The organism is Bacillus cereus group sp. BfR-BA-01331 (assembly GCF_022663915.1).
Taxonomy (GTDB): Bacteria; Bacillota; Bacilli; order Bacillales; family Bacillaceae_G; genus Bacillus_A; species Bacillus_A mycoides.
On record NZ_JAKUGJ010000003.1, the window covers coordinates 117309 to 129048 of the forward strand.

Consider the following 11740-nt stretch of genomic DNA (forward strand, 5'->3'; position numbering starts at 1 on the left):
GTAAAAAGTGCGAGAAGAATAGGGGTATTCTTCTTGCACTTTTTTTATTTCGATCAGTTACGAAGTTAGGACTGTTATGATATATTGGTATGTAAAGTAAAAGGTCTACTATTATGAAAATAATCGAACAATTACAAGTAGGGAAAGCAAACATTCGATTTACTATATAATTTCTTTGTATTTTAAAGAGTGATGGAAGATAATATAGCTACTTTATGTAGCGGGATAAATACATATGCGAAAAGAGGAATAACGTATGCGATATATTACAGCTGGTGAATCCCACGGTCCGCAACTTACGACAATTTTAGAAGGTGTTCCGGCAGGGTTATCTTTAGTAGCGAATGATATAAATGAAGAATTAGCTAGAAGACAAAAAGGATATGGACGCGGTAGACGCATGCAAATTGAGAAAGACCAAGTGCAAATTGTAAGTGGTGTTAGGCATGGGAAGACGATGGGGTCCCCGATTGCACTTGTTGTTGAAAATCGTGATTTTACACATTGGACAAAGGTTATGGGTGCAGAGCCGTTAACTGAGCAGGAAGAGAAAGAAATGAAAAGACAAGTTACGAAACCTAGACCTGGACACGCTGATTTAAATGGTGCGATTAAATATGGTCATAGAGATATGAGGAATGTATTAGAGCGTTCTTCAGCACGTGAAACGACAGTTCGTGTTGCAGCTGGTGCAGTTGCAAAAAAAATATTGGCGGAATTAGGTATACAAGTAGCGGGACATGTTATCGAGATTGGTGGTGTACAGGCAGCAAATATTAAATATAACTCTATTGTGGAATTACAAAGTACTACAGAAGCATCTCCTGTACGTTGTTTAGATGAAGAGGCCGGTAAAAAGATGATGCAAGCAATTGATGATGCGAAGGCAAATGGTGATTCTATCGGTGGTATTGTTGAAGTAGTTGTAGAAGGAATGCCAATTGGGGTAGGTAGCTATGTACATTATGATAGAAAATTAGATGCAAAATTAGCAGCGGCAATTATGAGTATTAACGCTTTTAAAGGTGTTGAAATTGGAATTGGTTTTGAAGCAGCACATAGACCTGGAAGTGAAGTGCATGATGAAATCCTTTGGGATGAAGTGCAAGGGTACAGAAGAAAAACGAACAATGCAGGTGGATTAGAAGGTGGCATGACAACTGGTATGCCGGTTGTTGTGCGCGGTGTTATGAAACCGATACCGACATTATATAAACCGCTTCAAAGTGTTGATATTGATACGAAAGAACCTTTTACAGCGAGTATTGAACGTTCAGATAGTTGTGCAGTGCCAGCAGCTAGCGTTGTGGCTGAAGCTGTTGTGGCTTGGGAGCTCGCAACAGCTTTAATTGAACAATTTGGATTAGATCGTATCGATCTTATACGTGAAAATATTGAGAAACATAATGAATATGCGAGGGGATTTTAATGGAGAACATACATATTCAAACGAAATCAAAAGAATATGATGTACATGTTGGAAGGGAGGCGTTGTCACACTTAACAACGCTTATTCAAAAAATGAATCCTGCAGTATCTAACATAATGATCATTTCTGATGAAGCTGTTGCATCACTGCATTTACAGACAGTTGTTGATGCATTGCAAGTAGAGCAAAAAGTATTTTCGTTTGTTGTACCGAGTGGCGAAAAAGAGAAGTCTTTTGAAAATTTCTATGAGGCTCACACTTCGGCTCTTGAAAATAAATTAGATAGAAATTCTTTAATCATCGCACTTGGAGGCGGAATGATTGGAGATTTGGCTGGATTTGTTGCTGCGTCGTTTATGCGTGGTATTCGCTTTGTCCAAGTTCCAACGACTTTATTAGCTCACGATAGCGCAGTAGGCGGGAAAGTAGCAATTAACCATCCACTAGGAAAAAATATGATTGGAGCATTTCATCAGCCAGAAGCTGTTGTATATCATACGCCATTTTTACATTCACTTCCTGAAAAAGAGTGGCGATCAGGTTATGCAGAAGTGATAAAGCATGCTCTTATTGGTGATGTGGAGCTATATCATTGGTTAAAAGAAGAAGTGCAAACGTTAACGGATCTTCGTGATGAAAAGTTAATTCATATATTAACGAAGGCGATTCCTGTGAAAGCGAATATTGTGTCGCAAGACGAAACAGAAAAAGGTGTACGTGCCCATTTGAATTTTGGGCATACGTTAGGACATGCTCTTGAAAAAGAGTTAGGATATGGGAATATTACTCACGGTGATGGAGTAGCGGTTGGCATGCTATTTGCTATGTTTTTAAGTGAGCAAGTGTACAAAGTTGATCTTTCTTATGAAGAAATGAAGCAGTGGTTCTTGAAATACGGTTATCCAAAAATGCCAAGTGACTTGAATGTAGAACGTCTCGTTCAGTTGATGAAACAAGATAAAAAAGCAAATGCTGGAACAATTCATATGGTGCTTATGCAGGAATATGGGGGAGTGAATGTCGTATCTATTTCAGATGAGACTGTTCATATTGCGTTAGAAGCATTTCAAAAGGATATGGTGTAAAAAAGTCGTAGAACAGGTATGAAATGCATATTTAAAGGTATTCTCGTAATGGTGACGGTTATGATTAAAGGTGAAAGTAAGACATTATAAATCATATCAATGACTGGGGGAAGAAAAGTGAGAGTAAAAGAGCAATTGTTAACTTTGAGAGCATATGTACCTGGGAAAAATATTGAAGAAGTAAAAAGAGAATATGGATTGTCAAAAATTGTGAAGTTAGCGTCGAATGAAAACCCATTTGGCTGCTCTGCGCGTGTGACAGAAGCATTAACTTCGTTAGCTAATCAATATGCACTCTATCCGGACGGGGCGGCATTTGAGCTTCGTGAGAAAGTAGCAGAGCATTTAGGTGTAAAAGCGGAACAACTTTTATTTGGTAGTGGACTAGATGAAGTTATTCAAATGATTAGCCGTGCTTTGCTACATAATGGGACAAATGTTGTAATGGCGAACCCTACGTTCTCGCAATACCATCACCATGCTGTTATTGAAGGAGCAGAAGTTCGTGAAGTACCACTTAAAGATGGCATTCACGATTTAGATGCAATGTTACAACAAGTAGATGAGAAAACGAAGATTGTATGGATTTGTAATCCGAATAATCCGACAGGTACATATGTAGAAAAACAAAAATTACTTTCATTTTTAGAATCAGTTCCAAAGTCAGCGCTCGTTATTATGGACGAAGCATATTATGAATATGCTGGGGCAGAAGATTATCCGCAAACATTACCTCTTCTTGAAAAGTACGAAAATCTTATGGTGCTACGCACATTCTCAAAAGCATATGGATTAGCTGCTTTTCGTATTGGATATGCGATTGGTGATGCAAAGCTTATTGGGCAGCTAGAGGTAGCGAGACTACCATTTAACACATCAACTATCGCCCAAGCGGTAGCATTAGCGGCAATAGAGGATCAACAGTTTTTACAAGAGTGTGTGAAGAAAAATGCCGGAGGATTAAATCAATATTATGCATTTTGTAAGGAATATAACGTATTCTACTATCCATCTCAAACGAATTTCATTTTCTTGAAACTTGGTATACCTGGTAATGAAGCTTTCGAACGATTAATGAAAAAAGGATATATCGTTCGTTCTGGTGCAGCATTTGGTATGCATGATGGTATTCGTATTACTGTTGGATTAAAAGAAGAAAATGATGAGATTATTGAATTACTTACGGAACTTGTAAAAGAACAAGTGAAGAAAGAAGAAACGTATTCTTAAGAAATGGTGGAGGCTCCTGTTACAGGAGCCTTTTTCATTTGAACTGCAATAAGGGGAGTTGTTTGCACGTTCAAGAAAGAAAACGTTACAATAGAAGTAGACGTATAAGAAGAACTATTGTACATATAACTTATTTAAAATGTGAGGAGGATACAGTTTGAAACTAGTAGGACGAAAAAATAGTTTGAATGGGAAAATTGTTGTTCCAGGAGATAAATCTATTTCGCATCGCTCTGTTATGTTTGGAGCGATAGCGGAAGGGACGACGAAAGTATCAAATTTTTTATTAGGAGAAGATTGTTTAAGTACAATTGCATGTTTTCAAAAACTAGGTGTCCAGATTGAACAGTTTGGTAACGATGTCACGATTTACGGTAAAGGATTACATAATTTACAAGAACCGAAAGAAGTATTAGATGTGGGGAATTCAGGGACGACTATTCGTCTTATGCTTGGGATTTTAGCAAATACGCCGTTCCATAGTACGATAATTGGTGATGTATCAATTGGAAAACGTCCTATGAAACGTGTTACAGACCCGCTTAGTAAGATGAATGCTCAAATTGATGGTAGAGAAAACGGACAATATACACCTTTATCTATTCGCGGTGGTAAGGTAAAAGGTATGCATTACCATTCACCAGTAGCAAGCGCACAAGTGAAGTCAGCAGTTTTACTTGCGGGTTTGCAAGGGGAAGGGATTACTACGGTAACAGAGCCTATGCAATCTCGTGATCATACGGAAAGAATGTTGCGTGCATTCGGTTGTACCGTAGATGTTAATGGACGGACCGTTTCATTACAAGGTGGACAACAACTTAAAGGTGCAGACATAGAAGTTCCAGGAGATATTTCTTCGGCGGCATTTTTCTTAGTAGCTGGTGCAATTGTCCAAAATAGTAAGCTTGTATTGGAAAACGTTGGTTTAAATCCGACGAGAACAGGGATTTTAGATGTATTAACAAAGATGGGTGCACTTATTTCTATCGATCATATTAGAAATGAAGAGTTTGAACCGTGCGGGGATATTACGATTGAAACATCTAAACTAAAAGGAATAGAAATTGGTGGAACTCTTATTCCAAGATTAATTGATGAAATTCCTGTAATTGCTTTATTGGCAACGCAGGCAGAAGGAATTACTGTTATTAAAAACGCTGAGGAGTTAAAAGTAAAAGAAACAAATCGTATCGATACGGTTGTAGATGAATTAGGCAAATTAGGTGCGAAGATTGAAGCTACACCAGATGGTATGATTATATATGGTAAACAAAGTTTAAAAGGAAATACTGTTAATAGTCACGGCGATCATCGTATTGGGATGATGCTTGCAATCGCATCGTGTATTATAGATGGAGAAGTGAAAATAGAGAATAGTGATGCGGTCGCTGTATCGTATCCGGAATTTTTCGAACAATTAGCTGCGCTATGAGAGAAAGTATAGGAAGAGGTAGTTCACTCAAAAGGTTGCGTTCTTACACCTAGTTGCTTATGATAAATGAACAGAAGAGAATATTTTTTGAATTAAAGGAGACGTTTATGCAAAAGTTTGAACAGGCTGTTTCTTATATTGAAAACGGTGAAGCAGAAAAAGGATTACAATTATTAAAAGAACAACTACGAGTTGCTAATGATGAAGAGAAGTATGATATCGCTCGTTACTATCATACACTTGGGTTTATGGATGAGGCGTTAGCAATTACTGAAGACTTACGCTTGCTATATCCGGAAGAAAGTGAATTTACGGTATTTTTAGCAGAATTATATATTGATTTAGATAAAGAAGATGAAGCGATTGAAGTGCTTCATGATATTCCAGAAAACGATGATTTATATGTTCAATCGTTATTACTTGTAGCGGATTTATTCCAAATGCAAGGTTTTGATGATGTAGCAGAACAAAAACTATTAAAGGCGAAAGAAATGATGCCAGACGAACCTGTTATTACGTTTGGGTTAGCAGAATTATATAGTAGTAAAGGTGAAGAGCAAAAGGCGATCACTTATTATGAATCGTTACTAGCAGAACATAAAGTTATGGGTGGTGTTGTCATTGCGCTTCGTCTAGCAGAAACTTTAAGTGCTATTGGAAACTGGGAAGAGGCAATCTCTTACTATGAAGCGGGGTTAGAAGAGCAAAAAGATATTCACTCATTATTTGGATATGCCTTCACATTATACCAAGGAGAAGAATATCAAAGAGCAATTGGTGCTTGGCAAGAATTAAAAGAATTAGATCCTGAATACGCATCGTTATACATGTATTTAGCGAAAAGCTATGAAAAAGAAGGCATGCTTCAAGAAAGCTATGAAACACTTCAAGAAGGAATTAAAGTAGATGAGCTGTCTGTTCCTTTCTATGTAGAATTAGCGAATATTGCGGCGAAATTAGGTAAAATAGCGGAGGCTGAAGAATTGCTTCAAAAAGCGCTGGAGCTAGATCCGGGACATTTAGGTGCGATATTAAAATATGCGTATATTTTAAAAGAACAAGAGAAATACGAAGAGCTAATTGCAGTTGTAGAGCGTGCAATTGACAGTGGAGAACCAGATACACAACTACTTTGGGATCTTGCATTTGCAAAAAAACAATTAGAAATGTATTCGGATGCATTAAAACACTATGAAAGTGCATATACTTCTTTTAAGAATCATCCAGATTTCTTGGAAGAGTACGGTTATTTCTTATTAGAAGAAGGAATGCGAAAAGAGGCGAAAGAAGTATTTACGCAGTTAATACAACTAGACCCGACACAAATTCATATTGAAGAATTGTTATATAATTTAGAGGATTTTTCATAAGTTGGAAGGAAACTGAATGCCGCTTCTTGAATCTAAAAAGAAAAGAGAAAGACAGAGGAGGGACTTAATCGCTATGAATACCCCTGTTTCTGTAAACGAGAAGAAGGATTTTGTAAAATGGTTTTTGAATAATTACCAACTGAAACAGCGTGAATGTGTATGGATTTTGAATTATTTAATGAGTCACGATCAATTAATGCATAAAGTCCACTTCGTAGAACATGCAAAATATTGTCCGCGTGGCTTAGTAATGTCAGCAAATTGTGTGAAAGACACACCGTTTCACTTTTTCAAACAAAATGTAATGACAACAGATGCAGAAAAATCGTTTCATGATATTCGTTTGAATCGAGATGAGGATATTTATATTCAGCTTAATTTTAAATCATCGTTCCAAAATGCAAACTATGTAGCTGTATTAGAAGAAAACCCATATTTGCCAAAGCATATTGAAGTGAATGAAAAAGATCGATTGCTTGCAGAACGATTTTTAGAAGAAAGTGTATTCTCATTTAGAAGAGAACGTCTTTTGAAACAAATTGATGAAGCTTTGGATAAGCAAGATAAGGAAGCATTTCATAGGTTAACAGCAGAGTTGAAAATTTTATAGAATTCATTTTGATTATGTAATCTTTACGAAATTCAGACTTTTTAAGAAAAACTACTTAATAATAGGTAGTTTTTCTTTTTTTACCTCTTTTAGTATGGTTTAATATATATAAAGTGAAAGTTCTGTTATTTCGAATGAAGGAGGGGAGAAAAGGTGAAATGGATTGTAAAAGATGTAGAACAGTTTGAGCAAGCGAGGGAGTATGTAGATACAGGGATTATACCCCTTTTGTCTATTTCGGCAGCAAAAGGGATGAAAATGGTTGTAGAGCAAGGTGAATTTATTGAGGCTTTGAGTATGGAGTTGGAAAGGGAGTATAAAGGAAGAGTGCTTTTACTGCCCGCATTTACGTATTTGGTAGAGAGCCAAAAGAATGAAAAAGACCGTTTGCAAGAATGGACAGATCATTTGCAAAGGCAAGGTTTTAAGCATATTGCCTATGTGACAAGTGACTTTTCATGGAAAGAAGATATGAGAGATGTGCAGGGTGATTTATTTTGGTTTCCATCGTTATCATTAGAGCAATTTAGTGACCAAGCGAAAAGGGAAGTTATTCGTGCACACATAAAAAATATTATGGAAATGTTGGAAGAAAGATGGATAAAATAATAATAAACAGAAAGTTCTTATTATTATGAGTAGTATGATATTGACCTATACAAGAGGGTATTATATCATGATAGTGTCCTAGTTTTTATTTTTTATATAATTTTTTCACGAGGGGACAATTTCTGATAGAGGGGGGAAATTTTCGTGAGCGAGAAAGAACATCGTGTGTCAAGAAGACAGTTTTTAAATTACACACTTACAGGGGTAGGAGGCTTTATGGCGGCGGGTATTTTACTGCCGATGACGAGGTTTGCGCTTGATCCGGTGTTAAGAAAAGAAGCGGGAACAGATATGGTTGCTGTTGGGCAAGTAAAGGATATTACAACAGAGCCGAAGCGCTTCGATTTTAAGGTGAAGCAGGTTGACGGATGGTACAAGTCTGAAGAGCCAAAATCTGCTTGGGTGCATAAAGATGAAAGTGGAGAAATTGTTGCGTTTTCTCCAGTATGTAAACATTTAGGTTGCACAGTGAACTGGAATTCGGACAAAGCACATCCTAATCAATTCTTTTGCCCGTGTCACGGGGGACGTTACACAAAAGATGGGATGAACATTAAAGGCACACCGCCTCTTGCTCCGCTTGATGTGTACGAGTCTAAAGTGAAAGATGGAACGCTGTATTTAGGAAAAGCGAAGCCAAGAGGGGGTGCAAAGTAGATGCTAAATAAAATTTATGATTGGGTAGACGAACGTTTAGATATTACACCGATATGGCGTGATATCGCTGATCATGAAGTACCTGAGCATGTTAACCCGGCACATCACTTTTCTGCATTCGTCTATTGCTTTGGAGGACTTACCTTTTTCGTTACTGTAATTCAAATTTTGTCCGGAATGTTTTTGACGATGTATTATGTGCCGGATATTAAAAATGCTTGGGAGTCGGTTTATTATTTACAAAATGAAGTAGCTTACGGACAAATTGTTCGTGGTATGCATCACTGGGGCGCTAGTCTCGTAATTGTAATGATGTTTTTACATACACTCAGAGTTTTCTTCCAAGGTGCGTATAAAAAGCCTCGTGAGTTAAACTGGATTGTTGGTGTTCTTATTTTCTTTGTTATGTTAGGTCTTGGTTTTACCGGATATTTATTACCGTGGGATATGAAAGCGTTATTTGCTACGAAAGTAGGGATTCAAATTGCAGAGCAAACGCCGCTCATTGGTCCTTATATTAAAACATTACTCGCTGGTCATTCCGAAATCGTTGGCGCTCAAACATTAACTCGCTTCTTTGCTATTCACGTCTTCTTCTTACCAGCAGCACTTCTAGGTTTAATGGCCTTCCACTTCATCATGATTCGCAAACAAGGTATTTCCGGTCCGCTATAAGAGATTGCTAAATTAAAGGGGAAAGAACAAAAGGAGGGAGATTATGCATCGCGGCAAAGGGATGAAGTTTGTAGGAGATTCTCGGGTACCAGTAGCCCGGAAACCAAATATTCCGAAAGATTATTCTGAATATCCAGGGAAAACAGAAGCGTTTTGGCCGAATTTCTTGTTAAAAGAATGGATGGTTGGTGCAGTTTTTTTAGTCGGTTATTTATGTTTAACAGTGGCGCATCCGTCACCGCTTGAGAGAATGGCGGATCCTACAGATGCAGGATATATACCACTTCCAGATTGGTATTTCTTATTCTTGTATCAGTTATTAAAGTATTCGTATGCTTCAGGCTCATTTACTGTAATTGGTGCGTTTATTATGCCGGGGATTGCGTTTGGAGCGTTACTATTAGCTCCGTTTCTAGATCGAGGCCCAGAAAGAGCACCATTGAAGCGTCCTGTAGCAACGGGGTTTATGCTTTTAGCAATTGCATCGATTATTTTTTTAACTTGGGAATCTGTAGCACACCACGATTGGGAAGCTGCAAAAAAACAAGGAGCAATTGTAAAAACAGCACCAGTTGATAAAAATGATGACGGCTACAAGTTGATGCAAAAAAATACTTGTTTAACATGTCATGGTGACAATTTACAGGGCGGAGCGGCAGCACCGGCTTTGCAAAACTTAACTTTAAAACCAGAAGAAATCGCTAAAATTGCGAAAGATGGAAAAGGTTCAATGCCTAAAGGTGTATTTAAAGGTACAGATGAGGAACTGAAAAAGCTTTCGGAATTCGTTGCAAAGTATAATAAAAAATAATAGAAAAGCTGACTACAAAATCTGTGGTCAGCTTTTTATTTTGCGTGCTCAGCTAAGCTGGGCACTGTTTGATAGTGAAAGGTTTAAATAGAATTCTACAAGGATTCAAAAATTATTATAGCCTATCTTCAATTGGACAGAAGTGGCTCGGTAAAATAGATTGGTACGTCTTAGAACGGCTTAACCTTTTCTGGAATAAGAAAAGAAACATGGTCGTATCAAGGACTTGATGTAGAAAATAACATACACACTCGTGAAAGTAGGAAGCTAGAACAAACTGAAAGCTAAAGAAGGAAGAGCATCGGAAAGCTGTATGAGGGAAAACCTCACGTACGATTTGATGAGGGGAAGCTGAAACAGAAAAGGGATAGCAAAGCCATCCCTAAATAAAATTTAATCTGTTTCAGTTTTCTGCTCTACGATGACGGAAAGTTTGCTATATAATAGAGTAGAGTTCGATGAAAGAATTACTTTGTTTGAAAGGTGTTGGACATACAGATTGGCTTACTTGTATGCAATGTTAAGGCAACGTTCGGTACTATTATTTTTATTGGTTGTTAACATATTAGGTACAATTTACGGATTCATATGGTATGGAAATCAATTAAAAGAAACCTCACCTATATTTTGGCCGTTTGTACCAGATAGCCCGATGGCGACTCTCTTTTTTGTCTTTGTTTTAATTGCTTTTTTGATGAAGAAGAACTGGGGGTTGATAGAAGCGCTAGCGATAGTTACTTTAATAAAATATGGCATATGGGCTGTTGTTGTAAATGGAATTATGATTTATGTAAAAGGTCCTATTGGCCTTATGGGATATATGTTAATGTTATCTCATTTTGCGATGGCAGTGCAGGGAATGTTATATGCTCCGTTTTATCGGATAAAAAAATGGCACTTCACTGTAGCTGGCATATGGACATTACATAATGATGCAATTGATTATTTATTTTGGCAAATGCCGAGATATGGGATTATGCATTTATTTGTAGAGAAAATTGGTTATTTTACGTTTTGGTTAAGTATTGCTGTACTGTGTATTACATATTATTATTGCTTACGTGAGAACCGAAAACAGTTTTCTTTATGATGGTGAGGACATTTAGGGGGAGAAAATGAAGAAAAATAAGAGCGGTATAAACATATTGGATCGATTGATCACTTTAGTAGTTTCCTATAGCATAGCATTTTCTGTTTTCGCTCTCGCGACAACGGTAGTTGTATATGGAAAATGGTTGTATTATTTTGAAATTGATTTTTTAAATATTCCAGATTTAGCGGATATGACGAAAGATGAAATTAAGAGAAACTATGATGTGCTTATTACATATTTATCGCCGTTTTATGAAGGTGCATTACAATTGCCGACATTAGATATGTCCACAAATGGACGCATTCATTTTGTAGATGTTAAAAATATTTTAGTAAAGATTCAATATATAATGTATGGAACGATTGTAATTGCTGTATTAGGAGGAGCGTATTTATTAAAAAAGAAAAAAGAAAAGTTTTTACTTCACGGAGCGATTCTTACAATTATTTTTCCAATAGCTCTTACGTTACCAATTGCTATTAATTTTGAAAAGAGTTTCGTATTATTTCATAAGCTTTTATTTAGCAATGATTATTGGATGTTTGATATTGAAACAGATCCGGTTATTTTAATGTTACCGGAAGAATTCTTTATGCATGCTGCATGTATTATTTTATTATTGATTTTAGGTGGTAGCATGCTTTGTTACGGTGTGTATAAATATTTAGTGAAAAAGAAAAGGGTTTCAAAGAAAAAATTCTCTGTTTAAAGAGAATTTTTTTGTTTTCATAGAGATAAT

Annotated in this window: 12 protein-coding genes; all 12 read left to right on the forward strand. The window is 36.8% G+C overall.

Annotation, left to right across the window (positions count from 1 at the left end):
• Positions 1–256: 256 nt before the first annotated feature.
• The 12 genes from aroC to lit all read left to right on the forward strand — a co-directional run bounded on the left by aroC (position 257) and on the right by lit (position 11710).
• Positions 257–1429 (forward strand): chorismate synthase, encoded by a 1173-nt coding sequence (gene aroC, locus MR155_RS07350; protein ID WP_002030766.1) that lies wholly within the window; start codon positions 257–259, stop codon positions 1427–1429.
• Positions 1429–2514 (forward strand): 3-dehydroquinate synthase, encoded by a 1086-nt coding sequence (aroB, locus tag MR155_RS07355; RefSeq protein ID WP_002011826.1) that lies wholly within the window; start codon positions 1429–1431, stop codon positions 2512–2514. Before aroC ends, aroB begins: the two co-directional genes overlap by 1 nt.
• Before the next feature lie 117 nt (positions 2515–2631).
• The gene (hisC, locus tag MR155_RS07360) at positions 2632–3744 is read left to right on the forward strand and encodes a histidinol-phosphate transaminase (RefSeq protein ID WP_002086618.1); all 1113 of its coding nucleotides are present in this window, start codon (positions 2632–2634) and stop codon (positions 3742–3744) included.
• A 157-nt stretch (positions 3745–3901) separates the two neighbouring features.
• Complete coding sequence (gene aroA / locus MR155_RS07365; protein WP_113937056.1) at positions 3902–5176, forward strand: 3-phosphoshikimate 1-carboxyvinyltransferase; 1275 nt, start codon at positions 3902–3904, stop codon at positions 5174–5176.
• Positions 5177–5283: 107 nt separating this feature from the next.
• Entirely contained in the window at positions 5284–6546 is a 1263-nt protein-coding gene (locus MR155_RS07370; protein ID WP_242309078.1) for a tetratricopeptide repeat protein, read from the forward strand.
• Between the two features lie 73 nt (positions 6547–6619).
• A complete protein-coding gene (locus tag MR155_RS07375) occupies positions 6620–7156 on the forward strand; it encodes a ReoY family proteolytic degradation factor (RefSeq protein WP_002086615.1) in 537 nt (178 codons plus the stop codon).
• A gap of 153 nt (positions 7157–7309) precedes the next feature.
• On the forward strand, positions 7310–7765 hold the full coding sequence (locus MR155_RS07380; protein WP_002064531.1) for a YpiF family protein: 456 nt from the start codon (positions 7310–7312) through the stop codon (positions 7763–7765).
• 144 nt (positions 7766–7909) lie between these two features.
• Positions 7910–8422, forward strand: a complete 513-nt coding sequence (qcrA, locus tag MR155_RS07385; RefSeq protein WP_002135282.1) for a menaquinol-cytochrome c reductase iron-sulfur subunit — start codon at positions 7910–7912, stop codon at positions 8420–8422.
• Positions 8423–9097 carry a menaquinol-cytochrome c reductase cytochrome b subunit gene (gene qcrB, locus MR155_RS07390; protein WP_000932700.1) on the forward strand — a complete coding sequence of 225 codons (675 nt, stop codon included), beginning with the start codon at positions 8423–8425 and terminating at the stop codon, positions 9095–9097.
• A gap of 43 nt (positions 9098–9140) precedes the next feature.
• Entirely contained in the window at positions 9141–9908 is a 768-nt protein-coding gene (gene qcrC / locus MR155_RS07395) for a menaquinol-cytochrome c reductase cytochrome b/c subunit (RefSeq protein WP_002011836.1), read from the forward strand.
• A 499-nt stretch (positions 9909–10407) separates the two neighbouring features.
• Positions 10408–10998, forward strand: a complete 591-nt coding sequence (gene lhaT, locus MR155_RS07405; protein ID WP_242309273.1) for a lipoprotein heptaprenylglyceryl N-acetyltransferase LhaT — start codon at positions 10408–10410, stop codon at positions 10996–10998.
• A gap of 25 nt (positions 10999–11023) precedes the next feature.
• Entirely contained in the window at positions 11024–11710 is a 687-nt protein-coding gene (gene lit, locus MR155_RS07410) for a lipoprotein intramolecular transacylase Lit (protein WP_002064533.1), read from the forward strand.
• The last annotated feature ends 30 nt before the right edge of the window (positions 11711–11740 follow it).

Bases quoted from the DNA above. Each gene is read 5' to 3' on its own strand.
- aroC (WP_002030766.1), top strand. From the start codon at position 257: ATGCGATATATTACAGCTGGTGAATCCCACGGTCCGCAACTTACGACA.
- aroB (WP_002011826.1), top strand. From the start codon at position 1,429: ATGGAGAACATACATATTCAAACGAAATCAAAAGAATATGATGTACAT.
- MR155_RS07370 (WP_242309078.1), top strand. From the start codon at position 5,284: ATGCAAAAGTTTGAACAGGCTGTTTCTTATATTGAAAACGGTGAAGCA.
- MR155_RS07375 (WP_002086615.1), top strand. From the start codon at position 6,620: ATGAATACCCCTGTTTCTGTAAACGAGAAGAAGGATTTTGTAAAATGG.
- qcrB (WP_000932700.1), top strand. From the start codon at position 8,423: ATGCTAAATAAAATTTATGATTGGGTAGACGAACGTTTAGATATTACA.
- qcrC (WP_002011836.1), top strand. From the start codon at position 9,141: ATGCATCGCGGCAAAGGGATGAAGTTTGTAGGAGATTCTCGGGTACCA.
- lit (WP_002064533.1), top strand. From the start codon at position 11,024: ATGAAGAAAAATAAGAGCGGTATAAACATATTGGATCGATTGATCACT.